This is a genomic window from Paenibacillus sp. FSL K6-1230, assembly GCF_038002385.1.
Classification (GTDB): domain Bacteria; phylum Bacillota; class Bacilli; order Paenibacillales; family Paenibacillaceae; genus Paenibacillus; species Paenibacillus massiliensis.
Map to the genome: position 1 here is coordinate 5543173 of NZ_JBBOCK010000001.1, position 19734 is coordinate 5562906.

Consider the following 19734-nt stretch of genomic DNA (forward strand, 5'->3'; position numbering starts at 1 on the left):
TGTAGTCCCTCCTTCTATCGCCCAATTTGGTATCGGACATACTCCGTGAAAATTTTCTAACCACCACCCCATGGCAAAGGGGCCGGGTGTGTCAGTAACCTCTCACATCATCGCACAGTCACAAACAACATTCTTATTATATAGAATATATAGGCTTAATGCAAGCATTAAACCAAAAAAATATAAAATAATAATATCATTGCAGATACGCTAATGAAAAAGCCCCCACCCGAAGGTGGAGGCTTCCGAATCGTTACAGTACAATGTTACTCGTTCCAGTACAATGTTGCTTATGTGATAAGGGATAATCCCTTATTATTTAATGATTGTTGCTACAGCGCCAGCGCCTACTGTACGTCCGCCTTCACGAATCGCGAAGCGAGTACCTTCTTCGATCGCGATTGGAGCGATCAGGTTAACTGTAACTGTGATGTTGTCACCAGGCATAACCATTTCAGTACCTTCTGGCAGGTTGATGATACCAGTTACGTCAGTTGTACGGAAGTAGAACTGTGGACGGTAGCCAGTGAAGAAAGGTTTGTGACGTCCACCCTCTTCTTTAGTCAAAACATACACTTGAGCAGTGAACTCAGTGTGTGGTTTAACGGAAGCTGGTTTAGCCAGTACTTGACCGCGCTCGATTTGAGTACGATCTACACCACGAAGCAGTGCGCCGATGTTGTCACCAGCTTGAGCGGAATCCAGCAATTTACGGAACATTTCAACGCCCGTAACAACGGATTTCTTAGTTTCTTCTTGGATACCGATGATTTCGATTTCGTCACCGACTTTAACAGTACCACGCTCTACACGACCTGTAGCAACAGTACCACGACCAGTGATGGAGAATACATCCTCAACAGGCATCAAGAAAGGTTTTTCAGTGTCGCGCTCTGGAGTTGGGATGTAAGTATCGATTTCTTTGAACATCTCAACGATTTTTTGAGCCCACTCACCATCAGGGTTTTGCAGAGCTTCACGAGCGGAACCACGAGTGATTGGAGTGTCATCGCCTGGGAACTCATATTCGTTCAGCAGGTCACGCACTTCCATTTCAACCAGTTCAAGCAACTCTTCGTCTTCAACCATGTCGCATTTGTTCAAGAATACAACGATGTAAGGTACGCCTACTTGGCGGGACAGAAGGATGTGCTCACGAGTTTGTGGCATTGGGCCGTCAGCTGCGGATACAACCAGGATTGCTCCGTCCATTTGAGCTGCACCAGTGATCATGTTTTTAACATAGTCAGCGTGACCTGGGCAGTCAACGTGCGCATAGTGACGGTTGTCAGTTTCGTACTCAACGTGAGCTGTGGAGATTGTGATACCACGCTCTCTTTCTTCTGGAGCTTTATCGATTTGGTCGAACGCTACTGCAGCACCACCGTAAGTTTTGGACAATACAGTTGTGATTGCAGCAGTCAGAGTTGTTTTACCATGGTCAACGTGACCAATAGTACCAATGTTAACGTGCGGTTTATTACGCTCAAACTTAGCCTTTGCCATTTGAACAAGTCCTCCTCAATATCTTGGTTTTATGTGTAGACTGTCGGGGCGACACCTTATGAGTGAAGCTCCGCCAGTCCAGTTACACTTCAGGTGTATTACTCACCTTTTGTTTTGGATACAATTTCGTCCGCAATGCTCTTAGGAACTTCTTCATAGTGAGAGAGTTCCATGGAGAACACACCGCGTCCTTGTGTACCAGAACGAAGAGTTGTCGAGTATCCGAACATCTCGGACAAAGGCACCTTCGCACGGATGATTTGAGCACCACCGCGAGCATCCATACCTTCGATGCGTCCACGACGGGAGTTCAGCATACCCATAACGTCGCCCATGTACTCCTCAGGAACCGTTACTTCAACTTTCATAATCGGCTCAAGCAATACCGGCTTACATTTATCTTTCGCAGCTTTCAGCGCCATCGAACCAGCAATTTTAAATGCCATTTCGTTGGAGTCAACATCATGGTAGGAACCATCAACGATGGTAGCCTTAACGTCAACAAGCGGGAAGCCTGCGATTACGCCGTTCTTCATTTGCTCTTCGATCCCTGCAAGAGCAGGTCCGATATATTCTCTCGGAACAGATCCACCAACCACTTTACTTTCGAACTGGCTTCCTGTACCTGCTTCAAGCGGCTCGAATTCAACCCATACGTGACCGTATTGACCACGACCACCAGATTGACGAACGAACTTACCTTCAACACGTGCAGGAGCACGGAATGTCTCACGATAGGCAACTTGTGGTTTACCTACGTTCGTCTCCACTTTGAACTCACGACGCATACGGTCGATAATGATATCCAAGTGAAGCTCACCCATACCAGCCAGGATAGTTTGTCCTGTTTCTTCGTTAGTAGAAGCGCGAAGAGTTGGATCCTCTTCAGTCAACTTACCCAGAGCTACGGACATCTTGTCTTGGTCAGCCTTAGTCTTAGGCTCAACCGCGATCTCGATAACCGGATCAGGGAAGTTCATGGACTCAAGGATAACTGGATGCTTCTCATCACACAGTGTATCACCTGTTCCAGTATCTTTCAAACCTACAGCTGCTGCAATATCACCAGAGAATACTTCAGTGATCTCTTGACGGCTGTTAGCATGCATTTGCAGGATACGTCCGATCCGCTCACGCTTGCCTTTCGTTGCATTCAATACGTAAGAACCGGATTGCAGAACACCGGAGTATACGCGGAAGAATGTCAATTTACCAACATAAGGGTCAGTCATGATTTTGAAAGCCAGGGCAGAGAATGGCTCTTCATCAGAAGAGTGACGCTCTACTTCAGTTCCATCTTCCAGATGACCTTGAATGCTTGGTACGTCAACTGGTGCTGGCAGGTAGTCGATAACTGCATCCAGCATCAATTGAACGCCTTTGTTACGGTAAGAAGATCCACAGATAACTGGGAAGATCTTAACTTCTACTACACCTTTACGGAGAGCAGCTTTGATTTCCGCTACGGAAATCTCTTCACCCTCAAGATATTTCATAGTCAGTTCTTCATCCAACTCAGCAACCTTCTCGATCAGCTCATTGCGGAGCTCCTCGACTTGGTCTTTGAACTCATCTGGAATTTCTACCTCTTCGATGTTTTGACCCAGATCATCTTTGTACATGTGAGCTTTTTGCTCAACGATGTCAATGATACCTTGGAAGTCATTCTCAGCACCGATTGGCAATTGGATTGCAACAGCGTTTGCCTGCAGGCGATCACGCATGTCAGCAACAACGTTCAGGAAGTCAGCACCGATGATATCCATTTTGTTAACATATGCGATCCGTGGAACGCCATAGCGGTCAGCCTGTCTCCATACAGTTTCAGACTGAGGCTCAACGCCTTCCTTCGCACTGAAAACACCTACTGCTCCGTCCAATACACGAAGGGAACGTTCAACTTCAACAGTGAAGTCAACGTGCCCCGGGGTGTCGATGATATTAACGCGGTGACCCTTCCAAGCGGCTGTAGTCGCAGCGGATGTAATCGTAATTCCGCGCTCCTGTTCTTGCTCCATCCAGTCCATTGTCGCAGCGCCCTCGTGAACCTCACCGATTTTGTGCGTACGGCCTGTGTAGAACAAGATCCGCTCAGTTGTCGTAGTTTTACCCGCATCAATATGAGCCATGATCCCGATATTACGTGTATTTTTCAAGGAGAACTCTCTTGCCATGAAATGGGTCTCCCTTCAAAATAGAAGTTATTTTGTAAAACTGAATCCTACCAGCGGTAGTGAGCGAATGCTTTGTTCGCTTCAGCCATTTTGTGCGTGTCTTCGCGTTTCTTAACGGAAGCGCCTGTGTTGTTGGATGCATCGATAATCTCAGCAGCCAAACGCTCTTCCATTGTCTTCTCACCGCGGTTGCGGGAGTAGTTCACGAGCCAACGAAGTCCCAGGGAAGTACGTCTCTCTGGCTTAACCTCGATTGGTACTTGGTAGTTAGCGCCGCCTACACGACGAGCTTTAACTTCCAGGACTGGCATGATATTCTTGATAGCTGCTTCGAAAACTTCCATTGGGTCATTCCCAGTACGTTCTTGGATAAGCTTGAACGCATTGTACAGAATGTTTTGAGCAACTCCGCGTTTTCCGTCGAGCATGATGCGATTGATCAGACGAGTAACCAACTTGCTGTTGTATACCGGATCAGGCAGCACGTCTCTCTTGGTAACTGGACCTTTGCGTGGCATGGATATCCCCCTTTCTCACATATTCACCGACATTCATGCCGGGATTGAATTCATTAAGCTTTTTTAGCTTTTGGACGCTTCGCACCATATTTGGAACGAGCTTGCATACGGTTGTTAACACCTGCAGTATCCAATGCACCGCGAACGATGTGGTAACGTACCCCTGGAAGGTCTTTTACCCGACCTCCACGAATCAGCACGACACTGTGCTCTTGCAGGTTATGTCCGATACCCGGAATGTAAGCAGTCACCTCTACACGGTTCGTCAAACGAACACGAGCATATTTACGAAGTGCGGAGTTCGGTTTTTTCGGAGTCATTGTACCTACACGAGTGCAGACACCACGCTTTTGTGGAGCACTGATCTCAGTAGCCTCACGTTTCAGAGCGTTGAATCCTCTTTGCAGAGCTGGTGATTTGGATTTGTAAATTTTAGCTTTACGGCCTTTACGCACCAATTGATTGATAGTTGGCATGTTAATTGCCACCTCCTTCCTCGATTTTTAAAATGATCTTTTGCAAACTCACTTTTAAGTCCACAGACCCAGGCGGTTCATAAAAGAACAAATGAAAAGTTCTTGCCTTTGATGCTTACAGAAGCACTGACAAAAACATTCCTTACGTTATTGTTTTACGATAGCAGCCATCGCTGCTCCCACTTCAATTCCGCAAGCTTTACCAAGCTCTTGCATGGTAGCTACAAGCGTAACCTTCACTTCTTGTCTGTTACACAGCTCAAGCAAGCGTGAAGCGAGGCGTGGATCTGCGTCCTGCGCCAGATATACTTCTGAGGCCAAACCCAATTCGACAGTCTTAAGTGTCTGCTTGGTACCGATCTTGACATGAGCATCTTGCAGTGCATATTCATTGTTAGACATTTCGCATTCCTCCGAAAAGACCTGAATATCTCAGCTGCAACTCACGCACCTTTGCTATATTAGCATTCCTAATAGACAATGTCAAGACATATATCTATTTCACAAAAAAACTCCGAAAATACTGCTACATCGCAATTCACGACCAGTTACGGCCATACATCGAGGCAGTATTTTCGGGAATTTTTTAATGCGGAGCGTGTCTGCATCAGACAGCGCTCCTGAATATTTATGGGTACGTTACAGCAGCTTATTCAACGCTAGCTGTCTCCAGCTCTTCAGCAGACAATTCACCATTGTCAGCCTCGGCAAATCTTACACTGCGGTAACGGTTCATTCCCGTACCCGCTGGAATCAGCTTACCGATGATAACATTTTCTTTCAGACCAAGCAATTGGTCTACCTTGCCCTTGATTGCAGCATCGGTAAGTACGCGTGTCGTCTCCTGGAAGGAAGCCGCAGACAAGAAGGAGTCTGTCTCCAGGGAAGCTTTCGTAATACCGAGCAGGACTGGCTTGGCAACAGCCGGCTCATTACCACCAAGAATGGCAATCTTATTGGCTTGCTCATATTCATGAACATCCACGAAGGAGCCTGGCAGCAATGTCGTGTCACCAGCGTCAATGATACGAATTTTACGCAGCATTTGACGAATCATAACTTCAACGTGCTTGTCGTTGATCTCAACACCCTGGTTACGGTATACACGTTGAACCTCTTGCAGGATGTAGTTCTGCACACCGCGAACGCCTTTAATGCGCAGCATTTCCTTCGGATCGATAGAACCGTCGGTCAGCTCATCCCCTGCTTCAATGGTCATGCCTTCGCTTACGCGCAGACGAGAGCCATAGGTAACAGAGTATGTCTTAGTCTCTGCTTCACCCTCAACTTCAATCTCACGACGGTCTTTGCCTTCGCGGATTTCCTTGACGACACCGTCAATTTCACTGATCGTAGCTTGACCTTTAGGGTTACGTGCTTCGAACAGCTCCTGAATACGAGGCAAACCTTGTGTGATATCGTCTCCAGCTACGCCCCCTGTATGGAACGTACGCATCGTGAGCTGTGTTCCTGGCTCCCCGATGGATTGAGCTGCGATGATACCGACCGCTTCACCGATCTCCACGTGCTTACCAGTTGCAAGGTTGCGACCATAGCACTTCTTGCAGACACCGTGCTTCGCACGGCAGCTGAGCACGGAGCGAATCTGCAGCTTAGCTACACTAGCTTTGACAATAGCTTCGGCTTTGTCAGAATCGATCAGCTCGTTACGGCGAGCCAACACTTCACCCGTTTCTGGATGACGAACGGTCTCGAAGCAGTAACGACCTTCAATACGATCATACAGATCCTCGATAACCTCTTTACCGTCTTGGATACGGCTTACTGTGAAGCCTTTATCCGTACCGCAATCCTCATCGCGAACGATAACGTCCTGAGCTACGTCTACTAGACGGCGAGTCAGATAACCGGAATCCGCTGTACGCAGCGCCGTATCCGCCAGACCTTTACGTGCACCGTGTGTGGAGATAAAGTACTCGAGAACCGTAAGACCTTCACGGAAGTTTGATTTAATTGGGAGCTCGATGATACGACCTGATGGATTCGCCATCAGACCACGCATACCGCCCAGCTGGGTAATCTGCGATTTGTTACCACGCGCTTTGGAATCCACCATCATCATAATGGAATTATAACGATCCATGGACTTCATCAACACTTCGGTAATATCATCTTTTGCCTTGGACCAGATATCAATGATTCTATCGTAACGCTCTTCGTTCGTAATCAGACCACGACGGTACTGGTTCGTAACGATTTGCGCTTTATCATCGGATGCCTTCAGGATCTCCTGTTTCTCATGCGGTACGACTACGTCTGCTACGGCTACGGTTACACCCGCACGAGTAGAGTACGTGAAGCCAAGCTGCTTGATCTTATCCAAGATCACTGCAGTCAGAGTCGTATGGTAGATTTCGAAGCAGCGGGCGATAATGTTACCCAGATAATCCTTACCAACACCACCAGCTTGAGGCGCATTCTGAATAGCTTCGTTCAGATTGACACCCTTCTCGTATACGAAGAACTCCTCAGCTGTACCTTGCAACAGGTTCGCACGGGTAGCGTCGTTAATATACGGGAAGCTTGGCGGGAAGATTTCATTGAAAATGATTTTACCGATCGTTGTGATCAGCAAAGCACCTTGTTGTTTTTCAGTAAAGCTCGTTTTGCCCAAAGACTTAACCGGGATGGCTACACGCGCATGCAGACCGGCGATACCGCGTTGGTATGCGGATACCGCTTCATGAACGTCACGCAGCACCATGTTGCTGCCGATTTCTTCTTTGTTGTCCATTGTCAGATAGTAAGAGCCCAAGACCATATCCTGAGACGGAGTAACAACAGGCTTGCCGTCCTTAGGGTTCAGGATATTACCGGAAGCGAGCATCAGAAGCCGTGCTTCAGCCTGTGCTTCAGCGGACAATGGTACGTGAACCGCCATTTGGTCACCATCGAAGTCAGCGTTGTAGGCTGTACATACGAGTGGATGAAGACGAATCGCACGTCCTTCTACCAGGATTGGCTCGAATGCCTGAATACCAAGACGGTGAAGCGTAGGGGCACGGTTCAACAGAACCGGGTGCTCCTTGATAACTTCTTCAAGAACATCCCATACTTCAGCGCTCACGCGTTCAACCTTGCGCTTCGCACTCTTGATATTATGAGCCAGCCCTTTATTAACAAGCTCCTTCATAACAAATGGCTTGAACAGCTCCAGAGCCATTTCTTTCGGGAGACCACATTGATACATTTTCAGGTAAGGACCTACTACGATAACGGAACGACCGGAATAGTCAACCCGTTTACCGAGAAGGTTCTGCCGGAAACGACCTTGCTTACCCTTCAGCATATGGCTGAGGGATTTCAGTGGACGGTTACCTGGTCCAGTAACAGGACGGCCACGACGACCGTTGTCGATCAGCGCATCGACAGCTTCCTGCAGCATCCGCTTTTCGTTCTGTACGATGATGTCAGGAGCACCGAGGTCCAACAGTCTTTTCAGACGATTGTTACGGTTGATTACGCGGCGATACAGATCGTTCAGGTCAGAGGTCGCAAAACGTCCACCATCGAGCTGTACCATTGGGCGCAATTCTGGCGGGATTACCGGAAGAACATCCATAATCATCCAGTCTGGTTGGTTACCAGAGTTGCGGAATGCCTCAATAACCTCAAGGCGCTTGATAGCACGGTTACGACGTTGTCCCTGAGCTGTACGTAGCTCTTCTTTCAGGAACTCCAGTTCTTTCTCGATGTCCAGATCTTGAAGGAGCTTCTTAACAGCCTCTGCTCCCATACCAGCCTGGAATCCATAGCCGTATTTCTCACGATAGCTGCGGTATTCCTTCTCGGAGAGCAATTGCTTCTTTTCGAGCGGTGTATCACCTGGATCAGTGACTACGTAGGAAGCGAAGTAGATGATCTCTTCCAGGGATCTTGGAGACATATCGAGCGCAAGGCCCATACGGCTTGGAATCCCTTTGAAATACCAGATATGCGAAACTGGAGCAGCCAGCTCAATGTGGCCCATCCGTTCACGGCGAACCTTGGCGCGGGTTACTTCGACACCACAACGGTCACATACAACGCCCTTATAACGGACACGTTTGTATTTACCACAGTGACATTCCCAGTCCTTCGTCGGTCCGAAAATCTTTTCGCAAAACAGTCCTTCTTTTTCCGGTTTCAACGTACGGTAGTTAATTGTCTCCGGTTTTTTGACTTCTCCGCGGGACCAAGAGCGAATTTTTTCCGGGGAAGCAAGCCCGATCTTCATATATTCGAAATTGTTGACGTCCAACAAGGAGCAACCCTCCTTAACCCAATCCTATGTTCTAGGTTCCACACCGGAGAGGATTCTCTCCGGTACGGGAGCCTGCAGAATACCATTGCTGTAGACGAATATCAGCGGCACTTGCCGGAGCTTATTCAGCTCCGACTTCAGCACCTTCCAAGTTAAGGCTCAGCTTGTCGCCTGTGTTATCGTCCTCGTCGTCGATTTCTTTCATTTCAATTTCCTGCTCGTCTTCAGAGAGAATCTTGACGTCCATCCCCAAGCTTTGCAGCTCCTTGATCAATACCTTGAAGGATTCAGGCACGCCTGGTTCTGGAACATTCTCACCCTTCACGATGGATTCGTACGTTTTCACACGGCCGACCACATCGTCAGATTTGACGGTAAGGATCTCTTGAAGTGTATAAGCAGCACCATAAGCCTCAAGTGCCCATACTTCCATCTCACCGAAACGCTGTCCACCGAACTGAGCTTTACCACCCAGCGGCTGCTGCGTAACGAGAGAGTATGGTCCAGTGGAACGGGCATGGATTTTATCATCAACCATGTGCGCCAGTTTGATCATGTGCATGACGCCTACTGTAACTTCACGCTCAAAACGGTCGCCTGTACGTCCATCGTACAGCACGGTCTTACCATTACGCTGCATACCTGCTTCTTCCATGGTGTCGAATACATCGTACTCGTTCGCTCCGTCGAAGACTGGAGTAGCAACGTGAATACCCAGACGCATTGCCGCCATACCCAAGTGAACCTCGAGTACCTGACCAATGTTCATCCGTGATGGTACCCCCAGCGGGTTCAGTACGACCTGAACCGGAGTACCGTCCGGCAGGAACGGCATATCCTCTTCTGGTAGAATACGGGCAACGACACCCTTGTTACCGTGACGTCCGGCCATCTTATCGCCTTCGGAGATTTTACGTTTTTGGGCAATGTATACGCGAACCAGCTGATTCACACCTGGTGGCAGTTCATCACCGTTCTCACGAGTGAACACCTTAACGTCCACAACGATACCGTCAGTACCGTGTGGTACACGCAGGGAGGTATCACGCACCTCGCGCGCTTTCTCACCGAAGATCGCATGCAAGAGACGCTCTTCCGCCGTCAACTCCGTTACACCCTTCGGTGTAACTTTACCTACGAGAATATCGCCTGCGCCAATCTCGGCACCAATACGGATAATACCACGCTCATCCAGATTGCGGAGCGCTTCTTCGCCCACGTTCGGGATATCACGCGTAATTTCTTCAGGACCAAGCTTCGTGTCACGTGCTTCGGATTCGTATTCCTCAATATGAATGGAGGTGTATACATCCTCTTTCACAAGCTTCTCACTCAGCAGGATCGCATCCTCGTAGTTGTAACCTTCCCAAGTCATGAATGCTACGACTACGTTACGTCCCAATGCCAATTCGCCCATCTCTGTGGATGGTCCGTCTGCAAGAATGTCGCCCTTCTTGACGGCATCCCCACGTTTCACAATTGGACGCTGATTGATGCATGTTCCTTGGTTCGAACGCATAAATTTGTGTAATTTATATTTAACAATGTCGCCTTTGACTTCTTGACCGTCCACTAATTCAACCCGGCGCAGCCAGATCTCATTCGCAGAGGAACGCTCAATAATTCCGTCATATTTGGACACAATACACACACCAGAGTCTTTCGCAGCCTTATGCTCCATTCCTGTACCTACCAGCGGAGCCTTCGGAATCAGAAGCGGAACAGCCTGACGTTGCATGTTAGATCCCATGAGCGCACGGTTGGAGTCATCGTTCTCAAGGAACGGAATGAGCGCCGTCGCTACGGATACAACCTGCTTCGGTGATACGTCCATATAGTCAACACGGCTACTTTGCATCGGAATGATGTTGTCGGATTGCTTGTTGTAACGCACAATTACGACTTCATCCTTGAAGGTATTCTCTTCTGTCAGCTCCGCATTCGCCTGTGCCACGACATAGTTATCCTCTTCGTCAGCCGTCAGATAATCAATCTGCGTAGTAACTTGGCTGTTCTTAGGATCAACCCAACGATAAGGTGCTTCAATGAAGCCATACTCATTGATCCGCGCAAAGGTGGACAAGGAGTTGATCAGACCGATGTTCGGTCCTTCCGGTGTCTCGATTGGACACATACGACCGTAGTGACTCGGGTGAACGTCCCGTACTTCCATGCCCGCACGCTCACGTGTCAGACCGCCTGGTCCCAGTGCTGATAGACGACGCTTATGCGTCAGTTCAGCCAGTGGGTTGGTCTGATCCATGAACTGAGACAATTGGGAGCTTCCGAAGAACTCTTTAATGGATGCGATAACGGGACGTATGTTGATCAGGGCCTGTGGTGTAATCACATTTGCATCCTGAATCGACATTCTCTCACGAACTACACGCTCCATACGGGATAGACCGATACGGAACTGATTCTGCAGCAACTCACCTACAGAACGCAGACGACGGTTACCCAGGTGGTCAATGTCATCGGTGCTACCGATTCCGTGAAGCAAGTTGATAAAGTAGCTAATCGACGAAATGATGTCCGCAGGTGTTACGTTCTTCACGGATTTATCAATATTGCCGTTAGCGATCAACTTGATTACCTTACCATCCTCGATCGGCGAGAACACGTCAATTGTCTGGAGAGGAATATCATTGCTGTCCAGTACGCCGCTCGCTACATGATAAGTGCGGTGGCCAACAGTGCTCTCCAGGTGCGGCATGATCTCATCCAGCAGACGACGGTCCACCATTTGACCCGCCTCGGCAATGATTTCACCTGTAGTGGTATCTACCAGTGACTCCGCCAGACGTTGGTTGAACAGACGGTTCTTGATGTGCAGCTTTTTGTTGATTTTGTAACGACCTACATTAGCCAGGTCATAACGTTTTGGATCAAAGAAACGCGCTACGAGCAAGCTCTTGGCGTTATCCAGCGTAGGCGGCTCACCCGGACGAAGACGCTCGTAAATCTCAATGAGGGCCTTTTCCGTAGAATCGGTGTTATCCTTGTCCAGTGTGTTGCGAATATATTCGTCATTGCCAAGCAAATCCAGAATCTCGGCATCGGTGCCGAACCCCAGAGCACGCAGCAGAACAGTAACCGGAATCTTACGGGTACGGTCAATGCGGACATAGATAATATCCTTCGCGTCCATTTCCAGCTCAAGCCAGGCACCGCGGTTAGGAATTACTGTTGCCGTATAGGCCTGTTTACCGTTTTTATCTACTTTAGTACTGAAATAGACGCTGGGAGAGCGAACCAACTGGCTGACGATAACCCGTTCCGCACCGTTAATAATAAACGTACCGGTCTCGGTCATCAGCGGGAAGTCTCCCATAAATACTTCCTGCTCTTTAACTTCTCCGGTTTCTTTATTAATAAGCCGGACCTTTACACGCAGAGGCGCTGCATACGTGACGTCGCGTTCCTTAGCATCGTCAACTGTATATTTAGGCTCCCCGAGGCTGTAATCGATGAATTCCAGCACCAGATTTCCCGTAAAATCCTGAATTGGCGAGATATCCTGGAACATTTCACGCAATCCTTCTTCAAGGAACCAGTCATACGATTTCTGCTGGATCTCAATCAGATTGGGAACTTCGAGTACCTCGTTAATTCGTGCATAACTGCGCCGAGTGCGTCGACCATATTGAACAAGATGTCCTGCCAACTTTAACTCACCCCTCATGTCTACTCACTTAAAAATTTCATTGCGAACCTCTGTTTGGAGCCGTATAATGAACTCATACAGAAGAGCATGTAACATACATACCACACAAATAAAGAAAAGCCCTTACTCGAATTCATTCGAAAAAAGAGCGACTCATCTGTGAGGTCTTCCTGCCGGAACCACATTATTACTTGTAGATTTACCCAAAATGGTTATATTATACGTAGAGAAGGACTTATTCATGCCTAATTCTCGTATAAAATAGTTGACATTTCAGCAAACTAAAGCCATAAAGGGCATCCTAATACTGACATTATACAATAATATCATAGGCTATGACCTAAGTCAATGGTCTTATTCGAATTTTCTGTAATTATTTACTTGCCTTAAATATCCGATAACCTTTGTCCTTGGTGACTTCCTCGACCTGTGAAAATAACTCCTCCAGCTTGGCTCGTGCCGATGGCGCACCTTGCTTCTTCTGGATGACTACCCAAAGTGTTCCGCCTTCCTTCACATGAACCGCCGCCTGTTCAAAGATCGAATGCACCGTTTGCTTACCGGCCCGTATAGGCGGATTGGTCAGAATCACATCGAATTGCCGTCCCTGCACAGCCTCTAGCCGATCACTCTGCATCACAGTCACATTCTTAATCCCGTTGTTGCTTGCATTTTCTTTGCTCAGCTGAACTGCCCGCTCATTAATGTCCAGCATCGTTACATGGCCCGAAGGATTCAGGCGTGCTGCCACAAGACCTATCGGTCCATATCCGCAGCCCACATCCAAAATGTTCGCACCCACCGGCAGCTCCATGGCCTCAATCAATACTCTACTGCCATAGTCCACTCCATCCCTAGAAAATACCCCGGCATCACTAATAAAGCGAAGAGAATGTCCGCGCAGCTCCGTCTCCAGCACACGCCGATCATGTCCCACACTCGGGCTATTGGAATAATAATGCTCAGACATCATCTGCCCACCTTTGGTTTTGTTATGATCGCGGTCCGTCTCCTGAGAGTACGATGATAGAGGGTTTCTTAACATCCTATCCATCTCCAGGTTTTTTCAGACATCTATACTGAACAAACTACAGCAATAAACCCCTTGAAGAATACTCCAAGGGGTTTATTACTAACCTCATAGCAAAATACTATTTCAGCTCGATAGTAGCGCCTGCTTCTTCCAGCTTAGCTTTGATGGACTCAGCTTCTTCTTTGCCCACTTTTTCTTTAACTGGCTTTGGAGCGTTGTCAACAAGCTCTTTAGCTTCTTTCAGGCCGAGACCTGTAACTTCACGAACTGCTTTGATAACGTTGATTTTGGATGCGCCTGGGTTAGTCAGAACTACATCAAACTCGGATTGCTCAGCTTCAGCAGCGCCACCAGCAGCTCCACCTACTACTGCTACAGGAGCAGCAGCTGTTACGCCGAATTCTTCTTCGATTGCTTTAACAAGATCGTTCAGTTCCAGTACAGTCATACCTTTAATTGCTTCCAAGATTTGCTCTTTACTCATGGTTGAACCTCCGTTTATATAATAGTTTTTTTGTTTATACCATTACTGCCGTCGCAGAATCGAATAATCGATTATGCGCTTTGCTCTTCCTTCTCGGCAACAGCTTTAACTGCAAGCGCGAAGTTGCGCACAGGAGCTTGAAGCACGCTGAGGAGCATGGAAAGGAGACCTTCGCGGGATGGCAGTTCTGCCAGTGCTTTAATTTCTTCAGCACCAACTACTCGACCCTCTACTACTCCGCCTTTCAGTTTCAAAGCATCGTTCTTTTTAGCAAAATCATTAAGGATTTTTGCTGGAGCAACAGCATCGTCAACGCTGAACGCGATTGCGGTAGGACCCGTCAATACTTCGTCCAGTTCAGACAGTTCTGCAGCTGCAGTTGCACGACGCAACAATGTGTTCTTCAGTACTTGAAGTTCTACGCCTGCTTCACGCAGTTGCTTGCGCAGCTCAGTTACTTGAGCAACATTCAGACCACGATAGTCAGCAACAACAGTAGTTGCGCTCTCGCGCAGCTTTGCAGTTACAGCTTCAACGGCTTCTTGTTTTGCTTGAATCACTTTTGCATTTGCCAAACTGTACACCTCCTGATGAAATTTATTCACTTCTAATGAAGATCCCTAGATCTCACTACAAGTAGGCTACTTGAGCACAAGAAAAGCCTCCGTAGCAATCACGAAGGCTTGATAAATCAACATGAGCGGTAACAACCGCCGCATGAGTCGTTCTATCATAACACCTCGGTAGGAAATTAAGCCTGATGGCACCTACTGTCTACGGTAAGCATATTCAAATTTAACGGTCAATCTTCCGTAACCAACTTTAATATAATAACAGATTAGACTGAACTAGTCAATCAAAACTTATTATCTAAAGCTAGCTGTGTTTACACGAGCACTTGGGCTCATTGTGGAAGATACTGCGATGTTCTTCAGGTATACACCTTTAGCAGCCGCAGGCTTCGCGCGGTTCAGGGCATCAACCAAAGCTTTGAGGTTCTCACCCAGTTGCTCAGCTGTGAAGGACGCTTTACCGATTGGCGCGTGAATTTGACCAGCTTTGTCGAGACGGTATTCGATTTTACCAGCTTTGATTTCTTGAACAGCTTTGGCAACATCGAAAGTAACTGTTCCTGCTTTAGGGTTAGGCATGAGACCTTTACCACCGAGCAGACGACCCAGTTTACCAACCTCGCTCATCATATCTGGTGTAGCTACGCAGACATCGAATTCGAACCAGCCTTGTTGGATTTTGTTGATCATATCTTGATCACCAACATAATCAGCACCAGCTGCTTCTGCTTCTTTTACTTTGTCGCCTTTAGCGAACACCAAGACGCGTTGGGTTTTACCAGTACCGTGCGGCAATACAACTACGCCACGAACGGCTTGGTCTTGTTTACGAGCGTCAACGCCCAGACGAACTGCTACTTCAACGGTCTCGTCGAATTTTGCAGTCGCTGCCTTTTTCACCAGTTCAACGGCTTCCAAAGGCTCGTAAGTTGCTTCGCTATCGATCAGCTTAGCAGCTTCCAGGTATTTCTTACCGTGTTTAGCCATTTTCATTTCCTCCTTTGTGGTATTAGCGGATATACCTCCCACATGAATCGGTACAAAGCCGATTGTCGAAGCTTACGATTAATCTTCGATGGTGATACCCATGCTGCGAGCAGTACCTTCAACCATACGCATAGCTGCTTCAACGGAAGCTGCGTTCAGGTCAGGCATTTTTTGCTCAGCGATTTGACGAACAGTATCGCGTTTTACAGTAGCTACTTTCGTTTTGTTCGGCACGCCGGAACCTTTTTCGATTTTAGCAGCAACTTTCAACAGAACTGCAGCCGGTGGAGTTTTTGTGATGAAAGTAAAGGAACGATCTTCAAACACAGAAATTTCAACCGGAATGATCAGGCCTGCTTGATCAGCAGTACGAGCATTGAATTCCTTACAGAATGCCATGATGTTGACACCTGCTTGACCCAAAGCCGGACCTACTGGAGGCGCTGGATTCGCTTTACCTGCAGGGATCTGCAGTTTTACCATTTTGATTACCTTTTTTGCCATGGTGACACCTCCTTGACTCAATAGTGGTACAATGGATCAAATGATCCTCCCACAAGAAACCTTAAGAAAACCTATATTTTCTCCACTTGAGTATAATCCAACTCCAGCGGGGTTTCCCGTCCAAACATGTTGACATGCACTTTCAACTTGCTTTTGTCAGCCAATATTTCTTCCACGGAGCCCACAAAATTCGCAAATGGACCAACTTTAATCCGAACGGATTCCTTCACGTCGAATTCAATCTTCGGTTTCGGCTCGACCATACCCATATGCTTCAGAATCTGCTCAACTTCCTCAGGAAGCAAAGGCGTAGGCTTGGAACCAGAACCCGTCGATCCTACAAATCCGGTTACACCCGGTGTATTACGTACAACATACCAGGAATCATCGGTTTGAATCATTTCGACCAAGACATAACCCGGGTAAACTTTACGCATGACAGTCTTTTTCTTACCGTCTTTGTTTACCAGTTCTTCTTCCATCGGAACAAGAACTCGGAATATCTTGTCCTCCATGCCCATGGACTCAACGCGTTTTTCCAAATTGGCTTTGACTTTGTTCTCATACCCAGAATAGGTATGAACGACATACCATCTTTTTTCCATATCAAGCCACCTGGGACCCTTCTTAAATAATCGCTTCGATCACAGCAGAGATGCCGATATCCAGAACCCAAAAATAAATTGTGACAAACGCAATTGTACCGATAACGATCAACGTATAGTTCGTCAACTCTTTACGATTGGGCCAGCGAACTTTCTTGAGTTCAGCCCAGCTTTCAGAGAAAAAGGAAATCAGAGACTTGAAACTACGTTTCACGCCGACTACACCTCCAAAAAACTATCTAGTTTCCCGATGAGGAGTCTGCTCGTTACAGAACTTGCAGAATTTCTTCATCTCCATGCGGTCAGGGTGATTACGCTTGTTTTTGGTCGTAGTGTAATTTCTTTGTTTGCAAGTTGTACAAGCCAAAGTAATTATTACCCGCATGATGTGCACCTCCCGAAGACATCCAAAAAAGACGGAGTCTCTAAATTGATCCTAAAAAAACGCGAATTTAGGCCTACCTAAAACACTTTATCACAAGGGGGTAGTCATGTCAACGAATGTTTGTAGTCATTTTCTCTGATTTATTTTCCGCATCTTGCTGTCTAAATCCCAAACGGCTAAAGGCTTCTGGCCACGATCGCCAGATTGGATATCCATACATTCATATGCCAGTATTTATCAAATCGCAGCGTTATAAACCTCCGACTTGTCGACAACCAACATTTTGTACCGTTTGATGTCATTGCTCTGTGAAATACGGATGAATCATTTCGATCCCTCATTGCTGAAATTGGAGACTACACTTCAGATTACTCACTTTAGACTTTGCAGAATAGTCTCCAACAAAAAAAGACTCGAATCACTGAGCCTTTTCTCGAAACGTATATACTAATTATCGCGAACTTCTAGGTATTTTTCAAGCTTTCGTTTGACTCGCTGCAAAGCGTTGTCTATGGACTTCACATGACGGTTCAAATCCACTGCAATTTCTTGATAGGAACGCCCATCGAGATATAACATTAATACCTTGCGCTCCAGATCGCTCAATATCTCAGACATCTTGTCTTCCAGGCCGACAAATTCTTCCTGATTGATAATTAATTCCTCAGGGTCACTGACCTGCGAACCGCAGATGACATCCATCAATGTACGATCCGACTCTTCATCATAAATAGGTTTGTCCAGCGACACGTAAGAGTTCAAAGGAATATGCTTCTGACGTGTGGCCGTCTTGATCGCCGTAATAATCTGTCGCGTGATACATAATTCCGCAAACGCTTTAAAGGAAGCCAGCTTATCACCCTTGAAATCACGAATGGACTTATACAGACCAATCATGCCTTCTTGAATGATGTCTTCGCGATCGGCACCGATCAGAAAGTAAGATCTGGCCTTCGCGCGAACAAAGTTCCGATACTTGTTAATCAGGAACTCCAGAGCCTCGCTGTCACCTTCATGGACCGCTGCAACAATGTCTTCATCATCCCTGTAATCATAATCAGATAACATGATATCCTTGAGGTCGACACTCACTTAACAATCCCTCCGGCCGCAACGCAAGGTCCCCGTTACTTCTCTCAAAATATACGACAAGTATAAGCGAACGCATACGACAACGTCAACTGAACTTTCCACAATTATCATAAAGGAGGATAATTAATGTGTAATTTGTAAAAATTTAAAATTATTTGGAGAAGATTAGGATCACTCTCTGCGCCAGCGCTCGAATAGCTTTCTCATCTCTGGCGAAAGCTTTGCATCCAGTGTATTGCCCTTTGAGCGCTGCTGATCCAGCTCAATCCTTTGCTTCACCTGTCGCTCGGACTCCTGCACCTCAATCTTCAGCTCTCGGGCAGATACCCGTAGAGCTCCCTGAGCAAAAGCCACATGCTGCTCCACCTGATCGCTTGTTGCCACATAGATCGTTCGACGCCTCGTACTTAACTCCCGAACCAGACGCTCGATGCATTCATCTGCCGTCTCTTTCTCCTTGGTAAAATAAATCTGTACTTTGCTATGTGTAAAAGATTTGCCAAGCCCGGGTACACGATACGCATCAAATACAACGATGACCCTTCTCCCCGAAAAGGCCTGATGATCCGCGAGCCTCTCCAGCAGACTGTCCCGTGCCTCCTGCAAGCTGTGCTGCGCCAATGCGGAAAGTTCGGACCAGGCCCCGATCATGTTATAACCGTCCACAAGCAGAACATCCCGCATATCAGCCATAGGCTAGCTCCCGGCCAATCGACCGCGCAGCACTTCGTACATTACGACCCCGGCAGCTACGGAAGCGTTCAGGGAATTAATTCGACCCTCCATCGGCAACTTGACAAGGACGTCACATTTTTCACGGATCAGCCGCCCCATCCCCTTGTTTTCATTTCCAATCACGACAGCGACCGGTCCTGTGAATACATTATTACCGAACACCGGCTCTGTAGCTTCGACATCGGTGCCGACCACCCATATACCAGCTTCCTTCAGACGATCAATGGTCTGTCCAAGGTTACTCACTCTAGCGACGGGTACATATTCTACTGCCCCCGCTGACGTTTTGGAGACCGTTGCCGTGATGGATGCAGAACGTCTTTTGGGTACGATTACGCCATGAGCACCTGTGCAGTCAGCTGTACGTAGAATGGAGCCCAGATTATGAGGGTCCTCTATTTCGTCCAGCAATATCAGAAAAGGAGCTTGTCCTTTTGCCGCAGCAGCTGCGAGCAGGTCCTCAACCTCTGCATAGGCATATGGCGCTGCCTGTGCGACTACTCCTTGGTGCTGTATGCCTGGAACCATCTGATCCAGCTTTCGCTTGTCCGCCTGCTGTACGATGACACCCGCTTTTTTAGCCTCCGCAATGATTGGCTGAACCAAGTGCTTCTGTGCTTGCTCAGCCAGCCATATTTTATTAATTGTCCTGCCTGACTTCAAAGCCTCGATAACCGAGTGCTTACCGGCAATCCATTCTTCTTCCATCCGTGTGACCTCCCTGCTGTATGA

18 protein-coding genes and 1 other annotated feature are annotated in these 19734 nt (G+C 47.5%); all 18 genes read right to left on the reverse strand.

Annotated features, from left to right (window positions below):
* Nucleotides 1-315 precede the first annotated feature (315 nt).
* Nucleotides 316-1506: an elongation factor Tu gene (gene tuf, locus MKX74_RS24670; RefSeq protein WP_018888221.1), complete on the reverse strand. Its 1191-nt coding sequence runs from the start codon at nt 1504-1506 to the stop codon at nt 316-318.
* A 98-nt stretch (nt 1507-1604) separates the two neighbouring features.
* Nucleotides 1605-3680 carry an elongation factor G gene (fusA, locus tag MKX74_RS24675; RefSeq protein WP_018888220.1) on the reverse strand — a complete coding sequence of 692 codons (2076 nt, stop codon included), beginning with the start codon at nt 3678-3680 and terminating at the stop codon, nt 1605-1607.
* 47 nt (nt 3681-3727) lie between these two features.
* Nucleotides 3728-4198, reverse strand: coding sequence for a 30S ribosomal protein S7 (gene rpsG, locus MKX74_RS24680; RefSeq protein WP_018888219.1), 471 nt, complete (start codon nt 4196-4198; stop codon nt 3728-3730).
* Between the two features lie 53 nt (nt 4199-4251).
* Nucleotides 4252-4674, reverse strand: a complete 423-nt coding sequence (gene rpsL, locus MKX74_RS24685) for a 30S ribosomal protein S12 (protein WP_018888218.1) — start codon at nt 4672-4674, stop codon at nt 4252-4254.
* Nucleotides 4675-4821: 147 nt separating this feature from the next.
* Nucleotides 4822-5076, reverse strand: coding sequence for a ribosomal L7Ae/L30e/S12e/Gadd45 family protein (locus MKX74_RS24690; protein WP_018888217.1), 255 nt, complete (start codon nt 5074-5076; stop codon nt 4822-4824).
* 247 nt (nt 5077-5323) lie between these two features.
* Nucleotides 5324-8938, reverse strand: a complete 3615-nt coding sequence (gene rpoC, locus MKX74_RS24695) for a DNA-directed RNA polymerase subunit beta' (RefSeq protein ID WP_341180088.1) — start codon at nt 8936-8938, stop codon at nt 5324-5326.
* Nucleotides 8939-9059: 121 nt separating this feature from the next.
* Complete coding sequence (gene rpoB, locus MKX74_RS24700; protein ID WP_018888215.1) at nt 9060-12605, reverse strand: DNA-directed RNA polymerase subunit beta; 3546 nt, start codon at nt 12603-12605, stop codon at nt 9060-9062.
* A 373-nt stretch (nt 12606-12978) separates the two neighbouring features.
* Entirely contained in the window at nt 12979-13575 is a 597-nt protein-coding gene (locus tag MKX74_RS24705; protein ID WP_341180653.1) for a class I SAM-dependent methyltransferase, read from the reverse strand.
* Between the two features lie 181 nt (nt 13576-13756).
* Entirely contained in the window at nt 13757-14122 is a 366-nt protein-coding gene (gene rplL, locus MKX74_RS24710; protein WP_018888213.1) for a 50S ribosomal protein L7/L12, read from the reverse strand.
* Between the two features lie 71 nt (nt 14123-14193).
* On the reverse strand, nt 14194-14697 hold the full coding sequence (gene rplJ, locus MKX74_RS24715; protein WP_018888212.1) for a 50S ribosomal protein L10: 504 nt from the start codon (nt 14695-14697) through the stop codon (nt 14194-14196).
* 70 nt (nt 14698-14767) lie between these two features.
* Nucleotides 14768-14920: a sequence feature (ribosomal protein L10 leader region), on the reverse strand.
* A gap of 68 nt (nt 14921-14988) precedes the next feature.
* Nucleotides 14989-15681, reverse strand: a complete 693-nt coding sequence (gene rplA, locus MKX74_RS24720) for a 50S ribosomal protein L1 (RefSeq protein ID WP_018888211.1) — start codon at nt 15679-15681, stop codon at nt 14989-14991.
* A gap of 78 nt (nt 15682-15759) precedes the next feature.
* A complete protein-coding gene (gene rplK, locus MKX74_RS24725) occupies nt 15760-16185 on the reverse strand; it encodes a 50S ribosomal protein L11 (RefSeq protein ID WP_018888210.1) in 426 nt (141 codons plus the stop codon).
* Between the two features lie 71 nt (nt 16186-16256).
* The gene (gene nusG, locus MKX74_RS24730) at nt 16257-16790 is read right to left on the reverse strand and encodes a transcription termination/antitermination protein NusG (RefSeq protein WP_018888209.1); all 534 of its coding nucleotides are present in this window, start codon (nt 16788-16790) and stop codon (nt 16257-16259) included.
* Between the two features lie 22 nt (nt 16791-16812).
* Nucleotides 16813-17004 carry a preprotein translocase subunit SecE gene (gene secE, locus MKX74_RS24735; RefSeq protein WP_018888208.1) on the reverse strand — a complete coding sequence of 64 codons (192 nt, stop codon included), beginning with the start codon at nt 17002-17004 and terminating at the stop codon, nt 16813-16815.
* A gap of 21 nt (nt 17005-17025) precedes the next feature.
* A complete protein-coding gene (gene rpmG / locus MKX74_RS24740) occupies nt 17026-17175 on the reverse strand; it encodes a 50S ribosomal protein L33 (protein WP_081625363.1) in 150 nt (49 codons plus the stop codon).
* 447 nt (nt 17176-17622) lie between these two features.
* On the reverse strand, nt 17623-18267 hold the full coding sequence (sigH, locus tag MKX74_RS24745) for an RNA polymerase sporulation sigma factor SigH (protein ID WP_018888207.1): 645 nt from the start codon (nt 18265-18267) through the stop codon (nt 17623-17625).
* A 171-nt stretch (nt 18268-18438) separates the two neighbouring features.
* Nucleotides 18439-18960 (reverse strand): NYN domain-containing protein, encoded by a 522-nt coding sequence (locus tag MKX74_RS24750; protein WP_028591596.1) that lies wholly within the window; start codon nt 18958-18960, stop codon nt 18439-18441.
* A 3-nt stretch (nt 18961-18963) separates the two neighbouring features.
* Nucleotides 18964-19710, reverse strand: a complete 747-nt coding sequence (gene rlmB / locus MKX74_RS24755; RefSeq protein ID WP_018888205.1) for a 23S rRNA (guanosine(2251)-2'-O)-methyltransferase RlmB — start codon at nt 19708-19710, stop codon at nt 18964-18966.
* Between the last annotated feature and the right edge of the window lie 24 nt (nt 19711-19734).